Here is a 15358-nt window from a genome sequence, read left to right as displayed (position 1 = left end):
TCCCGTACCCGCGCGTCCGGCCTGCCAGCGCAGCATTATGCCGGGTGGCCAAAGTCGCGGACAATCGGTCTGGAGTCCGCCCGCGGTGCCCGGCCTCTCGGCCCACGGAAGTTATCCCATCTTTCTGTGGACAACTCTGTGGGAAACCGCTGAACGGCGCGGCCAAGTCGCGCAAAATCAAGCCCCCGGCTTAATGTGACGCTTTTTTAATCAACAAATTTTTATTGTTTTTCAATAACTTACCATGTTTCCTCGGCATTTTTCGACACGTCGCCGTGCTGAATGCATCCGCACGCAAAATGTGCACATCCCCTTGCGCCAGCGCCTCGCCGTCGCAGGAAAACAGCCTTGAATCGCACCTCAGACGGCCCGCTGGTGTGGACGGTCTCGGCGCTCGCCCAGGCCTTCTCCGACGCGCTCAACGCCCGCTTCAACAGCCTCACGGTGCGAGGTGAGGTGTCGGGTCTGGTGCGCGCCGCGAGCGGCCACCAGTACTTCAACCTCAAGGACGGAGCGGCGCAACTGCGTTGCGTCTGGTTCCGCCAACGCGCGGGCAACGCCGCCATCGCCCTGCGCAACGGACTGAGCGTGCGGCTGCGCGCCACGGTGTCGATCTACGAGCCCCGAGGCGACCTCCAGCTCATCGTCGAAAGCGTGCAACCCGATGGCGAGGGCGCGCTGCTCGAAGCCTTTCTGCGCCTCAAGGCCAAACTCCAGGGCGAAGGCCTGTTCGACGCCGTGCGCAAGCGGCCCCTGCCCGCCATGCCGCGCGCCGTCGGCGTGATCACCTCGCTGCAGGCCGCGGCCCTGCGAGACGTGCTCACCACGCTGAAGCGGCGCAGCCCGCAGGTGCGCGTGGTGGTTTATCCGGCAAGCGTGCAGGGCACGGCCGCCCCCGCCGAGTTGAGGGCCGCACTGCAGCGCGCGCAGGCGCGCCGTGAGGTCGATGTGATTCTGCTGGTGCGCGGCGGAGGCAGCCTGGACGATCTCTGGGCCTTCAACGACGAATCCCTGGTCCGCGCCATCGCTGCCTGTGCCTTGCCCGTGGTCAGCGGCGTGGGCCACGAGACCGACTTCACCCTGGCCGATTTCGCCGCAGACCTCAGGGCGCCGACCCCCACCGCCGCAGCCGAACTCGCCGTGCCCGCGCAGGCGACTCTGGCCGACGCCCTGAACCATGCCGCGCATCGCCTGGGCAGCGCCATGCGGCGCCAGTTGCAGCGCGAGCAACAGCGTTGCGACCGCCTTGCGCTGCGCTGGCCGCAGCCTGCCGCGCTACTGGCCGCGCCGCAGCACCGCCTCGCCCAGCTTCAGTGGCGTCTGCAGCAGGGCTTGCGCGATCTGCCCCGTCTGCACGCTCAGCGCCTGCATCTCCTTCAACAGGGACTGAACCGCGCCTTGCGCCAGCGGCTGCCGCGAGAGCGCGAACGCATGGATCACTGGCAGCAGGCCCTGCCCGACGCCCTGTCACGCCAGCTCGCGGATGCCGCCAGACGGCTCGACCGGGCCGCGCAACACCTTCAGTTGCTCAGCCCCCGCGCCACCCTGGCACGCGGCTATCTGCTGGGCATGGACGCTCAAGGCTATGTGCTGCGCGACCTTGCGCAGCTCGACCCGCACGCGCCGCTGCTGCTGGCCGATGCGCAACGCGCGCTGCGCCTCGACATTGCCCGGATCGAGGCCCAGCCCCATCCCCTCGGTACGGACATCCCGCCGACTTGAGCAGGGCGGCACCGCTGTTCCTAGAATGGACAAAGTCGAGCATTCTGTTAAGCCACTCACCAAGGAGAAGCCCATGCAACACGAACTGCCCCCCCTGCCCTTTGCCCCCGATGCGCTGGCCCCGCACATGTCGCGCGAGACCCTGGAGTACCACCACGGCAAGCACCATCAGGCCTATGTGAACAACACCAACAACCTCATCAAGGGCACCGAATTCGAGAACATGCCGCTTGAAGACATCATCAAGAAGGCCAGCGGGGGCCTGTTCAACAACAGCGCCCAGGTGTGGAACCACACCTTTTTCTGGAACTGCCTCAAGCCGGGTGGCGGTGGCGAGCCCAAGGGCGCGCTGGCTGCGGCCATCAACGCCAAATGGGGCAGCTTTGCCGCCTTCAAGGAAGCCTTCCACAAGTCGGCCGTGGGCAACTTCGGTTCGGGCTGGACCTGGCTGGTGAAGAAGCCCGATGGCAGCGTGGACATCGTCAACACCTCCAACGGCCAGACGCCCCTGACCACCGCCGACAAGGCGCTGCTGACCGTGGACGTCTGGGAGCACGCCTACTACATCGACTTCCGCAATCGCCGCCCCGACTTTGTCACCACCTTCCTCGACAAGCTGGTCAACTGGGACTTTGCCGAAAAGAACTTCGGCTGATCGACCCACCTCGACGGAATAGCCCGCAGACCGCGGGCTTTTTTTATGCGAGGTTCACACCAGTTGCAGATCGACCGGCCTGCTTCCGGGAAAGACCGCCTCGATCTGCGCGGGCTGCAAGCCCCACAGCCGCCGGAACAGGCCGCCAAGCAGGTCGCGGTAGTCGGTCAGCACCGGGTCGTCGCGGTTCTGGTTCAGGGTAGAGGGCGACTGCACGATCTGCTCGCCCGCGATGCGCCCGCCGCGCACCGCGCCGCCCAGCACCCAATACACCGTGCCGTGGCCGTGATCGGTGCCACGATTGCCGTTTTCGCGAAAAGTGCGGCCGAATTCGCTGAGCACGACCACGGTGGTATTGCCCCAGGCCGGCCCCATGGCCTGCGCCATCCCGGCCAGCCCCTGGCCGAGTGCGGCCAGTTTGTCGGCGAGCTGGCCGCGGGCGCCGTTGTCGGTGGCTTCGTTGACATGGGTATCCCAGCCGCCCACGTCGATGAAGCCGACGTTGAAACTGTCGCGCATGAGCCCGCCCACGCGCACTGCCTCGGCGACGAAGCCCTTGGGCGCCACCGCGCCGCGGCTGGCGGCGACCATTTCGGCCTGCCAGCCCGAGGCTTGCATGTCCTGTGCCACCGTCTGGTGCACGGCAAAGCCTTCGCGCACCGCAGCGCCCTGCGCCGAGCCCTGCCACATGCTCTCGATCAGCGAGCGCTGTCGATCATCGATACCCGTATGCCCGGCCAGGGCAATGGCGAGGTTGGGCACGCGCTGCGTGCCCCGCAGCGAGAGGGGCAACTGCGCGGTGAAAGCCATGGGCTGCGCGCGGCCGCCGATCTGCCGCACCAGGCGGTTGAGAAAGCCGTCGTCGAAGTCGCGGGTCTGCACGCCCTGGCCGAGCTCGATGTGATCCTGGGTCTCGAAGTGGCTGCGGGTCATGTCGCGCGTGCCGGCGAAGGGCACGAAGGCCAATTGCCGGGCCTGCCACAGTGGCAACAGCGAATCGCTCAGCGCCGGATGCAGCGCCCAGTCGGCATTCAGCGCGATGGCCGTATCGGCGCCATCACCTTGCCTGGGCACGGCGATATGCGGGCGCGAGGTGTAATAGAAGTCGTTGGCGTAAGGCACCAGCAGATTCGTGGCGTCATAGGCCCCGCGCAGAAAGACCAGGATGAATTTGGGCTGCCCCTGCGCGGTGGGCGCCGCCCAAAGGCGGGTCATGGGCGCGGCCAGCGCGGCGGCGGTGGCGGTTTGCAGAAATTGGCGGCGTTGCATGGCGAGGTCCTTCAGGCGTTCATGAATTCGGGCGACGAAAGCCACAGCGTGTTCCAGCTGAGGCGGTTGTCGGCCTGCGCCAGCGCACGCAGGGTGGCGGTGCCGAGCTGATTTTGTTGCGCCAGATAGACCGCGCTGCGTGCCAGATCGGGCGGTGGGCGGTGTGGCGGACGGGCGGTGGCGCTCATGGTTTCGCCTGCCGCACCCGTGGCGGAGGGGGCGCTCTGGCGCATGAAGTCGGGCATGGGCGCGAACAGCGCTGGTGCACCGGCCCCGATCTGCCGCGCCACTTCGAAGCGCGTGGTGAGCTGGCCCGAGCCGTCCCAGGCGCTCGATCCCAGCGGATAGCCGTCGGGCGTCTGGCGACCGAACAGCGGCTCGCCCAGGCGGGCCAGCATGCCCAGCACCGGCTGCGGATTGCTGATCGGCTCGTCCCCCAGCGTGGCGCGCAAGGCCGACAGCACATAGCGCATCGGGTCCTTGAACTGAGGCTGACGCAGGCTGGCGATGAACACGGGGTTGGTGAACATCGCTCGCAGCACTTCGGCGATCTGGCCGCCCGTGGCTCGCCAGCGCTGCACCATGAGTTCGACCAGCTCCCGCGGCGGCACATCGGCGACGAAATACTGGACAAGTTCCGTGCTGACGTGCCGCGCCGTAGCGGGGTGATCGGCCAGCAGGGTGATGACGGCGTCGATGTCATCCAGACCGCGGCCCTGAAAGGTTTGGCCGAGCACGATCTTGGGATCGGGATCGTGCCGCGCGGGGTTGAACACCACCAGCCCCTGCTGCCACAGATCGGCGCGCAGCGCCGGGCGCACCCGCACCGGCTTGTCCAGCAGATCCACCCCCAGCCCGGTGAGCACGCGCGCGAGGTTGGTCACATCGGTCTGGGTGTAGCCGCCTCCCACACCCAGGGTGTGCAGCTCCATCACTTCGCGCGCATAGTTTTCGTTCACATGACCGCGGGCGTTCTGCGCGTTGTTCAGGTAGAGCAGCATCTGCGGCGAAAACATGGTGGCGCGCAGCAGATCGCGGAACCGCCCCAGCGCATGCGGTGCGATGACGCGCTGGGTGTAATCGCCCATCATCGGGCCGATATTGCCGCCGCGAAACACGTTGAAGTGATTCAGCCAGAACCAGCTCAGGCGCTGCTGCAGCCCGTTGCGCGCGTACAGACCCAGCACCACCTGCTGCGCCGCGGCCTGCTGGGCGAGGTCGAATTTGAAGCGGTTGATCGCCTTCAGACGCGCCTCGACGTCGGCCGCGCCGACCTGCGGGTCGTCCTTGCGGGCCTGGCGTATGGCCCGCTCCTGCCGCACGATGGGCGGGATCAGCACTTCGAGCGGCTGATTCACCGGCAGTGCCGCAAGCTGCGCCGACCAGTCAGGCGGCAGCGCTGGATCGGGATCGGGTTGCAGTTGCTTCTGCAGGTAGGCGGTAGCTCCAAACCGCGCCAAGGCCTGCAACTGCCCGGCGCTGGCGCCCCAGCCCACGCGGTCGAGGAACGCTACCGGATCGGCCGCAGCCGCGGCGTCCAGCCCGCCCATGGGGGGCGGCAAGACCGGGCCCGGCGACGCAGTCATCTGGGCCATGGCGGGGACGTCCAGCATGGCATGGCCTACGCCCAGGGCGGCGAGCCGCCCCAGCCAATGGCGGCGCGAGGGATTGCGAAGTGAAGTCATGGTGGATGGGTTCACAGCCTCTCAGCACACGCCCCAGTGCCCCGGGTGCCATGCGCCATAAGGCCCGCGCCAGCCGTGATGCCAGCAACCCCCGCCCTCCGGCCGCACCACCACCGCGCCCGACGCGCGCGCCGGGGCGATCGGCGCCACATAGCAGCCGCCGAGCAGCAGACTTGCCGAGAGACCCAGCGCGGCCAGGGGCAGGCGGGCCAACCGGGGCTGACGGGCCGCTCGCTTCGTGGGAGCCGTCATTGCGCGATCTCCCGGCTGATGGCGTCTTCCTGACGGTTCAGCGCCCACCACTGACCGCGCACCAGATCGCCGCCCTGGCGGCGCGCCATGAGGTCTTGCCGCCACCGCACCTGCGCCACCTGGCGTTGCAGGGCGGCGGCTCGCCATGGGCTGATCGCGCCCATCCAGCGGGCGTGGGCAATGCGCCGATCGAGTTGTGCGGCGCGCTCAAGAACCTGAGCGCGCGCCGGATGAGCCGCCTGCCATGGCGTTTCGGCCATGGCCAGCGGTGCGGTGAGCAGAGCGCTGGCCGCAGCCAGCGCGAACATCGAGGAACGAAGGAGTGTGTGCATGATGGACTTTCATTGAGTTTGAAAACACGACCATGGCAGCCATGTCGAATCAACGAAAGTCACACCCCTTCAGCGACATGCACTCCGCACGCAGATGTCACCAGTTGTGTCGCCCCCGACAGTCAACGACTCCCCGGCGGCAGACCTCGCACGTTCATGCCCGGCCCGATGCCGCGTTGCGCGAACCAGTGCAGAGGCGCTTCCAGCGCGTAGCGCACCTCGGTCTGCGCGCAATGCACGTCTTCGGTCTGCGGCTGCATGTCGGCGATGTTGACGATGCGGCCCTGCGCGGTGATGAAGGCCACCGACAGCGGCATGAGGGTGTTTTTCATCCACATGCAGACCGGCTGGGTGCGGGCGAAGACGAAGATCATGCCGTGATCCGGCGCCAGGCTGCGGCGGTTCATCAGGCCGATCTGCTGCTGCTCGTCGGTCGCGGCCACCTCGGCGGTGATGGCGTGGCGGCCGATCTGCAGCCGCACTTGCGGCAGGCCGGTGTTCACCTCGGTCTGGGCGGCCCAGGTGGGCGTTGCGCCGCACAGGGCCAGCAGCAGAACCCACCCCTGAAGCATGCGTGCTGACGTCATGGTTTGCTCCCGGCTGCATCGCGCTGCAACAGGCAGACCGCGCTGGCGGCGATACCCTCGCCGCGGCCAACGAAGCCAAGCCGCTCGGTGGTCTTGCCCTTGACGTTGACCTGCTCCACCTGCACCGCCAGCAGCGCGGCGATGCGCTGGCGGATGGCGTCGCGGTGCGGCGCCAGCTTGGGCGCCTGCGCGATCACGGTGCAATCGACGTTGACCACTGCCCAGCCCTGCTGCGTCACGCTCTGCAGCGCGTGATGCAGCAGTTCGCCCGAGTCCGCGCCCTTGAAGCGGGCGTCTGTGTCGGGGAAGTGCTGGCCGATGTCGCCCAGGCCGGCCGCGCCCAGCAGGGCGTCGGTGATGGCGTGCAGCAGCACGTCGGCATCGGAATGACCGAGTAGGCCGAGGTGATAAGGAATGGTCACGCCGCCGATGATGAGCTTGCGGCCGGGCACGAGTGCGTGGACGTCATAGCCCTCGCCGATGCGGATTTGCGTCATGCTTTGGCTCCAGCGCGCGCGGCGAGCAGGGCCTGCGCGAGTTCGAGGTCTTGGGGATAGGTGATCTTGAAATTCCACGACGCACCGGTGACCAGCAGCGGATGCGCGCCAGCATGCTCGATCGCGCTGGCTTCGTCGGTGATCGCGGCGTCACCCGACAGCGCCGCCTGCAGCGCATCGCGCAGCGCGCCGAGGCGAAACATCTGCGGTGTCTGCGCCAACCAGCGGCCCTCGCGCGGCTCGGTGCGCGCCACCCGCCCCGCGGCGTCGGCCGCCTTGAGGGTGTCGGGCAGCGGCAGGGCCAGCAGGCCGCCGGTGGCATCGTTCACGCAGGCGTCGATCAGGCGGTCAATCAGTTCCGGGGTGATACAGCAGCGCGCGGCGTCGTGCACCAGCACCCAGTCGTCGGCCACCGCCCCTGCCTGCAGCAGCCCGTCCAGCCCGCCCAGCACGCTGTGAGCGCGGGAGGCGCCACCCAGCGGCAGGATGGACAGGCGCGCATCGGCCGCCAGACAGGACGCCGCCACCGTGTCGTCAGCCTGCACCACCACCGCCACCGAGGCGATGTGCGAGGTCTGCAGAAACGCTCGAACCGTGTGCTGTACCACCGCCTCGCCCAGAAGTCGGCGGTACTGCTTGGGCGCGTCGCCGGGCAGGCGCGAGCCGTTGCCCGCGCTGGGAATCAGAGCATGACAGCGCGCAGAGCGGGGGGGCGGATACGACGACATTTGCATCACGACACACGAGCGCCCATGACTTTGGGCGAAAATTTGCAAGATGTCTATTGTCCATGCCCTGCGGGCGCAAGTGCCCGCGCTCAAGCCTGGCCAGCGCGTGAGTTGGCCGCTTCCCGCAGGCAGCGCCGATGCGCTGCTACTGGCCGAGTTGTGCGCATCGCCCGATGTCGCGGCGCCCTGGCTCATCGTCACCGAAAGCGCGGGCGACGCCCAGCGTCTGCTCGGCGAGATACCGTGGTTCGCCCCGCAGTTGCGCGTTGGCCTGCTGCCCGACTGGGAAACCCTGCCTTACGACAGCTTTTCGCCGCACCAGGACCTGATCTCCGAACGGCTGGCCACGCTGTGGGCCATCCACAACCGGCAGATCGACGTGGTCATCGCCCCGGCCAACACCGCCATCCAGCGACTGGCCCCGCCCGAGTTTCTCGCCGCCTACACCTTCGATTTCCGCCAGGGCGAGGCGCTTAACGAAGCCGCGCTGCGCGCCCAGCTCGTGCTCGCCGGCTACAACCACGTCAGCCAGGTGATGGCGCCAGGCGAATACGCGGTGCGCGGCGGCCTCATCGACCTGCACCCCATGGGCTCGCCGGTGCCCTACCGCGTGGACCTGTTCGGCGACACCATCGACGCCATCCAGGCCTTCGACCCCGACACTCAGCGCAGCCTCTACCCGGTCAAGGAAGTGCGGCTGCTGCCGGGCCGCGAATTTCCGCTCGACGAAGCGGCGCAAAAGCGCTTTCGCGCCCGCTGGCGCGAGGTGTTCGAGGGCGACCCCAGCCGCAGCCCGCTCTACAAGGACATGGCCAGCGGCGTCGCCGGCCCCGGCATCGAGTACTACCTGCCGCTGTTCTTCGAACACACCGCCGCCCTGCCCGATTACCTGGGCGAGCAGGCGCGCGTGGTGCTGCATGGCGACATCGCCTCGGCCATCCAGAAATTTTGGACAGACACACAGGAGCGCCACCGCCTGCTGCGGCACGATCCCGAGCGCCCTGCCCTCGCGCCCGATCAGCTTTTCCTGAACGAAGAGGCGTTTTTCAGCCGCATCAAGCCCTTTGCCCAGCTCGCGCTGCGCCCCAAGGCGCAGGCGCCTGACGTCGACCAGCCCACGAGTGCCGAGCTTCCCGACATCAGCGCCGACCGCCGTGCCACGCGGCCGCTGGCGCGCCTGGCGCAATGGCTGGAGGAAGGCCGCTCGCAGCACCGGCGCGCGCTGCTGCTGGCCGAATCCGCCGGGCGCCGCGAAACCCTGCGCGAGCTGCTGCAGGAATCCGGCCTGTCGGCCCAGCCCGCGGAGAGTTGGGACGACTTCGTCCAGGGCACGACCGGCTTCGCCCTGGCGGTGGGGCCGCTGGCGCGCGGATTCTCGCTGCCAGCCGACCGCCTGGCCCTGCTCACTGAAACCGAGCTGTTCGCCCTTAACCCGGCCCAGCGCAGGCGCCGCAAGCAGGAGCAGGCCAGCAATGTCGATGCCCTGATTCACGACCTCGCCGAGCTGCAGCCCGGCGACCCTGTGGTGCATGCCAATCACGGCATCGGCCGCTACCAGGGTCTGGCCGAACTTGATCTGGGCGACGGCCCCGCGGAGTTTCTGCATCTGGTCTATGCCAACGATGCGGTGCTGTATGTGCCAGTGTCGCAACTGCATCTCATCCAGCGCTACAGCGGCGCGGCGCCTGAAGACGCCCCGCTGCACACCCTCGGCTCGGGCCAGTGGGACAAGGCCCGCCGCAAGGCCGCCGAGCAGGTGCGCGACGCCGCCGCCGAGCTGCTCAACATCTACGCCCGCCGCGCTGCGCACCAGGGCCACGCCTTCCGCTACTCGGCGCAAGACTATGAAGCCTTCGCCGCGAGTTTCGGCTTCGAGGAAACGCCGGATCAGGCCGCGGCCATTCACGCCGTGGTGCAGGACATGATCGCCCCCAAGCCGATGGACCGTCTGGTCTGCGGTGACGTGGGCTTCGGCAAGACCGAGGTGGCGCTGCGCGCCGCCTTCGTCGCTGTGATGGGCGGCAAGCAGGTGGCCGTGCTCGCGCCCACCACCCTGCTGGCCGAGCAGCACTGCGAGACCTTCCGCAACCGCTTCGCCGACTGGCCGGTGCGCATTGCCGAGATGTCGCGATTTCGCTCGACCAAGGAGATCAACGCCGCGCTCGACGGGCTGGCCCGCGGCACGGTGGACATCGTCATCGGCACGCACAAGCTGCTGTCGCCCACGGTCAAGTTCGACCGGCTCGGTCTGGTCATCGTGGACGAGGAGCACCGCTTCGGTGTGCGCCACAAAGAGGCGCTCAAGGCGCTGCGTGCCTCGGTCGATCTGCTCACCCTCACGGCCACGCCCATTCCGCGCACCCTGGGCATGGCGCTCGAAGGGCTGCGCGACCTGTCGGTCATCGCCACCGCGCCGCAGAAGCGGCTGGCGATCAAGACCTTCGTTCGCAGCGAAAGCGGCGCGGTGATGCGCGAGGCCATCCTGCGGGAGATCAAGCGCGGCGGCCAGGTCTACTTTCTGCACAACGAAGTCGAGACCATCGAGAACCGCAAGCGCCAGCTCGAAGAACTGGTGCCCGAGGCGCGCATCGACATCGCCCATGGCCAGATGCCCGAGCGCGATCTGGAGCGGGTGATGCGCGACTTCCACGCCCAGCGCTTCAACATTCTGCTGTGCACCACCATCATCGAGACCGGCATCGACGTGCCCAGCGCCAACACCATCATCATGGCGCGGGCCGACAAGTTCGGTCTGGCGCAGCTGCACCAGCTGCGCGGCCGCGTCGGCCGCTCGCACCACCAGGCCTACGCCTATCTGCTGGTGCCCGATGTGCAGAGCCTGACCAAGCAGGCCGGGCAGCGGCTCGAAGCCATTCAGCAGATGGAAGAACTGGGCTCGGGCTTTTATCTGGCCATGCACGACCTGGAGATTCGCGGCGCCGGCGAGGTGCTGGGCGAACAGCAGTCGGGCAATATGCAGGAGATCGGCTTTCAGCTCTACAACGACATGCTGGCCGAGGCGGTGAAGGCGCTGCGCGCAGGCCGCGAGCCCGACCTGCTCAACCCGCTGGGCGTGACCACCGAGATCAACCTGCATGTGCCCGCCCTGCTGCCCAACGACTACTGCGGTGATGTGCACGCCCGGCTCTCGCTCTACAAGCGTCTGGCCAGCGCCTCCACTGCCGCACAGCTCGACAGCGTGGCCGAGGAAATCGTCGATCGTTTCGGCCGCATGCCGCCGCCCGCGCAGGCGCTGGTGGACACGCACCGCCTGCGGCTGATCGCGCAGGGCTACGGCATCACCAAGATCGATGCGGCCGAAGAAGTGGCCATCCTGCATTTCCGCAAGGATGCGCCGGTGGATGCGACCCGCATCATCGACCTCATCCAGAAGAACCGCCACATCAAGCTCACCGGCAACGACCGCCTGCGCATCGAACGCCCGACCAAAGACGCCGCGCAGCGCGCCCAGCTCATCCGCGACACGCTCAAGCAACTGGGCACGCCCAGGGCCGAGCCTGTAACCGCCTGATGCGCCGACGTCAAGTTCCCTCCACTCCCCGTCACTCCCACAGAACCGCCATGCACCACCTCGTCATTCAGCGCCACACCGCACCGCTTTCGCAACACGACCTCGACCATCTCTGCCACATCGCCGCGCCGATGAGCCTGGAGAAGTTCGCCGACGACCACGGCCCCAACCGCGGCCACAACGCCGCCCGCCTGCGCGACATCCGCGGCACCGGCCCCGGCATGCGCCGCGCCCTCGACAGCTATTGCCGCGAGCACCACATCGACTGGGCCATCGTGCCCGCCGGGCTGCACCTGGGCGACTTCAAGCTACTGGCGATGGACATGGACTCCACGCTGATCAACATCGAGACCGTGGACGAAATCGGCGCCACCGTGGGCAAGAAAGACGAGATCGCCGCCATCACCGCGGCCGCCATGCGCGGCGAAATCGCCGACTACGCCACCAGCCTGCGCCAGCGCGTGGCCCTGCTCGCCGGCGTGCCGCTCGCCGCGCTCGACAAGCTCTACACCGACACCCTGCGGCTGAACCCCGGCGCCGAAACCTTGCTGGCCGCAGCCAAGGCGGCCGGGCTGAAAACCCAGCTCGTCACCGGCGGCTTCACCCACTTCACCGACCGGCTGAAACAGCGCCTGGGCTTCGACCGCGTGGCCGCCAATGTGCTGGGCGTGAAAGGCGACGCGCTCGACGGCAGCCTTGTAGGCGACATCATCGACGGCGAAGCCAAGAAAAAAGCCGTGCTCGCGTTCTGCGACGATCTGGGCTGCGACCCCGGCGAAGTGCTGGTGATCGGCGACGGCGCCAACGACCTGCCGATGATGCACGCCGTCGGCTTCAGCGTGGCCTACCACGCCAAGCCCAAGGTACGCGAAGCCGCCACCACCGCGATCGATCACGGCGCCCTCGACAGCCTGCTGCACTGGTTCGAGTAAGAGGTGCGGGCCGGGCTGCCAAGAGCCCGAGCCGCCTGCGCCCGCCTTTACGGCAAGGTGACTGCCGGATATTGCGACCCCGCCATCGCCCCCACCGCGGCGCCCAGCGCCGCCGCCGCGGTTTTGCCATTGCCCTGGCCGAAGCGCGAGCCCACCAGCCCGCCGACCACACCGCCGATCACCGTGCCGGGCGTGATCTGCGTGCCATAGGGGTTGGCCGCATTCGCGCCCACCACCGCCCCCAACGCTGCCCCCGTGGCCGCCATGGCCGTGCGGCCGTTGCCCGAGCCAAACCGCGAACCGATCAGCCCCCCGGCCACCGCGCCCAGCGCCGCCCCCGGCAGAGCCGACTGCGCCACCGGCGCCGGGGCGTAGCCCGGTTGCGCCGCGTAGGTGGGCTGCTGCGCGTAGGCAGGCTGTTGCACATAAGCAGGCGGTGGCGCGTAGGCCGGTTGCGCTGCATAGCCCGTGTCATACCCCTGCTGCGCATAAGGCGCATAACCTGGCGCATAACCCGGCGCAGCCTGGTAGCCCGGCTGTTGCGGCACCGCATACGACGTGGAATAAGACGGCGGCACCACGGCGCAACCACCCAGCGCCACCATCAACACCACACCCCCTAGCAAACCAGCACGCCGAATCATGACGCTTCTCCATAAAACGATAGACATTGAGCCGATAACGCGCCCCACCCCGACTTTGCCGACAGGGCTGCGAAGGCTTCGAGCGTTACCTGTAATCAAAAGTGAGCGTCTCCATCACACATCGGACTGCGAGACACGACCCTTCCGTCGCCCCCCGGAATTGGGGCATCATTGACCCCGGCAACCACGCGGACAAGACGCTGACACCCTACGACATGGCCACACTGATCCCTGCGCTCGGCTCCTGCGTTTCGCGCATGACCTCCGGCGAGCGCCGCACCGCCGAGCGGCTCGAACAGAAACTCGATGACGACTACCTGCTCTGGTACGACGTGGCCGTCGGCCCGAAACATCAACACCCCGACTTTGTCGTCATGCACCCGCGCCGGGGCATCCTGATCCTGGAGGTCAAGGACTTTCGGCTCTCCACCCTCATCCAGGCCAACAAACAGACCTGGGACATTCACGGTGAGCTTGGCCCCAAGACCCTACCCAACCCGCTGGAGCAGGCCCGGCAGTACGCGCACCAGGTGGTGAACGCCCTGGAGCGCGACCCGCAACTGGTGCATCCGAACGGCCGACACCAGGGCAAACTGGCCTTTCCGTGGAGCTACGGCGTGGTGCTGCCCAACATCACCCGCGCGCAGTTCGACAAGGCCGAACTCGGCCACGCCATCGAGCCCCACCGCGTCATCTGCCAGGACGAGATGCTCGAGGCGGTGGAGCCCGAGGCGCTGCAAAGCCGCCTGTGGGACATGTTCCCCTTCATGATGAGCGGCGTCATGTCGCTGCCGCAGATGGACCGGGTGCGCTGGATCATGTTCCCCGAGGTGCGCGTGCAGGCAACCGGCGAGCTGTTTGACGACGCCGACGAAGCCGCCGAACTGCCCAGCATCATGCGGGTGATGGACTTGCAGCAGGAGCAACTGGCCCGCAGCCTGGGCGATGGGCACCGAGTCATTCACGGCGTGGCCGGTTCGGGCAAGACCATGCTGCTGGGCTACCGCGCCGAACATCTGGCCAAGGCACAGACCGCCGCCAGCAAACCCATCCTCATCCTCTGCTACAACGAGCCGCTGGCCCGGCAGATTGCCCGCGTGATGACCGCCAAAGGCATTGCCGACCGCGTGCACGCCGTGCACTTCCACAAATGGTGCCGTCAGCAACTGGTGGCCTACGGGCAAGACCTGCCCCCGCAGAACCCCTCTTGGGACGCCTTCTTTGAAGACATGGTCCAGCGCGTCATCACCGGCGTGGACCGCCGCCAGATCCCCAGCGGGCAATACCAGGCCGTGCTCATCGACGAAGGCCACGACTTCGCGCCCGAATGGCTGCGCCTGGTGGTGCAGATGGTGGACCCCGCCACCAACAGCCTGCTCGTGCTGTACGACGATGCGCAGAGCATCTACGAACGCACGCAGAAGAAGAACTTCAGATTCAAGAGTGTGGGCATCCAGGCGCAAGGGCGCACCCGCATCTTGCAGATCAATTATCGCAACACAAGGCAAATACTAGAGACGGCCAGTCTCGTCGCTGCTGATCTATTGCGCCCGGAAGACAAAGACGACGACGGCGTGCCCCTGCTCAAGCCCGTGAGCTGCGGGCGCGACGGCGAGGCGCCGCTCATCGTGCGCCTGCCCACCCTGCGCGAAGAGGTGGCCCAGGTGGCCGAGCTGCTGGCCACCGCCCACCGCGAAGGCCACGCCTGGGCCGACATGGCCATCCTCTGCCGCCACCACAGCGAAATGGACCTGTGCGCGGAATTCCTGCGCAAACGCAAGCTGCCGCACCAAGTGCGCCGCAACTCGTCCAGCGTGTTCGACCCCGCGCACGACAGCATCAAGGTGATGACGCTGCACGTCAGCAAAGGGCTGGAGTTCCCGGTGGTGGCGCTGGTGGGCGCCGGGCGCATGCCCGCCGAGGGCGAAGACGAGCGCGAGGAAGCGCGGCTGTTCTACGTGGGGGCCACGCGGGCGACGCAGCGGTTGGTGATTGGGGCGAGTGGGGGCGGGCGGTTCGCTGCGCGCCTTTAGGAAAAGGCGAAACCCACCCCCGATTCCTTACTACCCTTGGGCGCCTCGAAAAACCTGGCGGTCTCGCGGCGGTGCGTACATGATGTGGTCGAGTTGATGTGACAAGGGGATGGGAGTGATCAAGGTCAGTCTGTTCGCGGAGCAGGAGCGCGAGACGAAGTTGGACAAGATCGGCGACGCGTTGAGCAAGCTGGCCGAGCATGTGGACTTCGCGGCGCTGGCCGCGGAGATCGACGAGGCAGCGCCGAGGCCGGGGCGTGAACGCGGTGGCCGCCCGCCGTTGCCGACCGAGCTGATGGTGCGGGTGCTGGTCGTGCAGCAGCTCTACAACCTCAGCGACGAGCAGATGGAGTTCCAGCTTCTGGATCGGCTGAGCTTCCAGCGCTTCGTGGGCTTGCGGCAGAGTTCGCAGGCACCGGACCGCACGACGATCTGGACCTTCAAGGAGCGGCTGATCAAGGCCGGCGCAACCGAGCGCATCTTCGAGGCG

The 15358-nt window shown here is 67.6% G+C and carries 14 protein-coding genes; 6 read left to right on the top strand and 8 right to left on the bottom strand.

What is annotated here, in order from left to right:
• Positions 1-348: 348 nt before the first annotated feature.
• Both xseA and ASC45_RS14530 read left to right on the top strand, forming a co-directional pair.
• A complete protein-coding gene (gene xseA / locus ASC45_RS14535; RefSeq protein WP_055451753.1) occupies positions 349-1722 on the top strand; it encodes an exodeoxyribonuclease VII large subunit in 1374 nt (457 codons plus the stop codon).
• A 73-nt stretch (positions 1723-1795) separates the two neighbouring features.
• The gene (locus tag ASC45_RS14530; protein WP_055451752.1) at positions 1796-2377 is read left to right on the top strand and encodes a superoxide dismutase; all 582 of its coding nucleotides are present in this window, start codon (positions 1796-1798) and stop codon (positions 2375-2377) included.
• A gap of 54 nt (positions 2378-2431) precedes the next feature.
• Here the strand turns inward: ASC45_RS14530 and ASC45_RS14525 are convergent, their stop codons facing one another.
• The 7 genes from ASC45_RS14525 to ispD form a co-directional block, all read right to left on the bottom strand.
• Positions 2432-3646 carry a DUF1501 domain-containing protein gene (locus ASC45_RS14525; protein WP_055451779.1) on the bottom strand — a complete coding sequence of 405 codons (1215 nt, stop codon included), beginning with the start codon at positions 3644-3646 and terminating at the stop codon, positions 2432-2434.
• 11 nt (positions 3647-3657) lie between these two features.
• Positions 3658-5331: a DUF1800 domain-containing protein gene (locus ASC45_RS14520; protein WP_055451751.1), complete on the bottom strand. Its 1674-nt coding sequence runs from the start codon at positions 5329-5331 to the stop codon at positions 3658-3660.
• 21 nt (positions 5332-5352) lie between these two features.
• Positions 5353-5583: a hypothetical protein gene (locus tag ASC45_RS14515; RefSeq protein WP_141655811.1), complete on the bottom strand. Its 231-nt coding sequence runs from the start codon at positions 5581-5583 to the stop codon at positions 5353-5355.
• Positions 5580-5915, bottom strand: a complete 336-nt coding sequence (locus ASC45_RS14510; RefSeq protein ID WP_072243088.1) for a hypothetical protein — start codon at positions 5913-5915, stop codon at positions 5580-5582. The genes ASC45_RS14515 and ASC45_RS14510 overlap by 4 nt, the downstream gene beginning before the upstream one ends.
• Before the next feature lie 122 nt (positions 5916-6037).
• Positions 6038-6502 carry a DUF192 domain-containing protein gene (locus ASC45_RS14505; protein ID WP_082454467.1) on the bottom strand — a complete coding sequence of 155 codons (465 nt, stop codon included), beginning with the start codon at positions 6500-6502 and terminating at the stop codon, positions 6038-6040.
• Entirely contained in the window at positions 6499-6999 is a 501-nt protein-coding gene (gene ispF, locus ASC45_RS14500; protein ID WP_055451747.1) for a 2-C-methyl-D-erythritol 2,4-cyclodiphosphate synthase, read from the bottom strand. The genes ASC45_RS14505 and ispF overlap by 4 nt, the downstream gene beginning before the upstream one ends.
• Positions 6996-7733, bottom strand: a complete 738-nt coding sequence (gene ispD / locus ASC45_RS14495) for a 2-C-methyl-D-erythritol 4-phosphate cytidylyltransferase (RefSeq protein ID WP_055451778.1) — start codon at positions 7731-7733, stop codon at positions 6996-6998. Before ispD ends, ispF begins: the two co-directional genes overlap by 4 nt.
• 43 nt (positions 7734-7776) lie before the next feature.
• Here ispD and mfd point away from each other — a divergent pair, with 43 nt between their 5' ends.
• Positions 7777-11259, top strand: coding sequence for a transcription-repair coupling factor (gene mfd / locus ASC45_RS14490; RefSeq protein ID WP_055451746.1), 3483 nt, complete (start codon positions 7777-7779; stop codon positions 11257-11259).
• 50 nt (positions 11260-11309) lie between these two features.
• Entirely contained in the window at positions 11310-12191 is an 882-nt protein-coding gene (serB, locus tag ASC45_RS14485; protein WP_055451745.1) for a phosphoserine phosphatase SerB, read from the top strand.
• A 47-nt stretch (positions 12192-12238) separates the two neighbouring features.
• Here serB and ASC45_RS14480 read toward each other — a convergent pair whose 3' ends face one another.
• Positions 12239-12835 carry a glycine zipper 2TM domain-containing protein gene (locus tag ASC45_RS14480; RefSeq protein WP_055451744.1) on the bottom strand — a complete coding sequence of 199 codons (597 nt, stop codon included), beginning with the start codon at positions 12833-12835 and terminating at the stop codon, positions 12239-12241.
• A gap of 215 nt (positions 12836-13050) precedes the next feature.
• On the opposite strand from ASC45_RS14480, the gene ASC45_RS14475 reads away from it, so the two are divergent.
• Together ASC45_RS14475 and ASC45_RS14470 are read left to right on the top strand one after the other, a co-directional pair.
• Positions 13051-14868, top strand: coding sequence for a DEAD/DEAH box helicase (locus ASC45_RS14475; RefSeq protein ID WP_174514730.1), 1818 nt, complete (start codon positions 13051-13053; stop codon positions 14866-14868).
• Positions 14869-14977: 109 nt separating this feature from the next.
• A partial coding sequence (locus tag ASC45_RS14470; protein ID WP_141655810.1) for a transposase occupies positions 14978-15358 on the top strand: 381 nt, incomplete at its 3' end.

Source organism: Thiomonas bhubaneswarensis (assembly GCF_001418255.1).
In the GTDB taxonomy this organism is placed as follows: Bacteria; Pseudomonadota; Gammaproteobacteria; order Burkholderiales; family Burkholderiaceae_C; genus Thiomonas; species Thiomonas bhubaneswarensis.
The sequence above is the reverse complement of the archived record's forward strand: the minus strand, read 5'-3'. Positions and strand labels throughout refer to the sequence as shown.

Bases quoted from the DNA above. Each gene is read 5' to 3' on its own strand.
- ASC45_RS14530 (WP_055451752.1), top strand. From the start codon at position 1,796: ATGCAACACGAACTGCCCCCCCTGCCCTTTGCCCCCGATGCGCTGGCC.
- ASC45_RS14525 (WP_055451779.1), bottom strand. From the start codon at position 3,646: ATGCAACGCCGCCAATTTCTGCAAACCGCCACCGCCGCCGCGCTGGCC.
- ASC45_RS14520 (WP_055451751.1), bottom strand. From the start codon at position 5,331: ATGACTTCACTTCGCAATCCCTCGCGCCGCCATTGGCTGGGGCGGCTC.
- ASC45_RS14515 (WP_141655811.1), bottom strand. From the start codon at position 5,583: ATGACGGCTCCCACGAAGCGAGCGGCCCGTCAGCCCCGGTTGGCCCGC.
- ASC45_RS14510 (WP_072243088.1), bottom strand. From the start codon at position 5,915: ATGCACACACTCCTTCGTTCCTCGATGTTCGCGCTGGCTGCGGCCAGC.
- ASC45_RS14505 (WP_082454467.1), bottom strand. From the start codon at position 6,502: ATGACGTCAGCACGCATGCTTCAGGGGTGGGTTCTGCTGCTGGCCCTG.
- ispF (WP_055451747.1), bottom strand. From the start codon at position 6,999: ATGACGCAAATCCGCATCGGCGAGGGCTATGACGTCCACGCACTCGTG.
- ispD (WP_055451778.1), bottom strand. From the start codon at position 7,733: ATGCAAATGTCGTCGTATCCGCCCCCCCGCTCTGCGCGCTGTCATGCT.
- mfd (WP_055451746.1), top strand. From the start codon at position 7,777: ATGTCTATTGTCCATGCCCTGCGGGCGCAAGTGCCCGCGCTCAAGCCT.
- serB (WP_055451745.1), top strand. From the start codon at position 11,310: ATGCACCACCTCGTCATTCAGCGCCACACCGCACCGCTTTCGCAACAC.
- ASC45_RS14480 (WP_055451744.1), bottom strand. From the start codon at position 12,835: ATGATTCGGCGTGCTGGTTTGCTAGGGGGTGTGGTGTTGATGGTGGCG.
- ASC45_RS14475 (WP_174514730.1), top strand. From the start codon at position 13,051: ATGGCCACACTGATCCCTGCGCTCGGCTCCTGCGTTTCGCGCATGACC.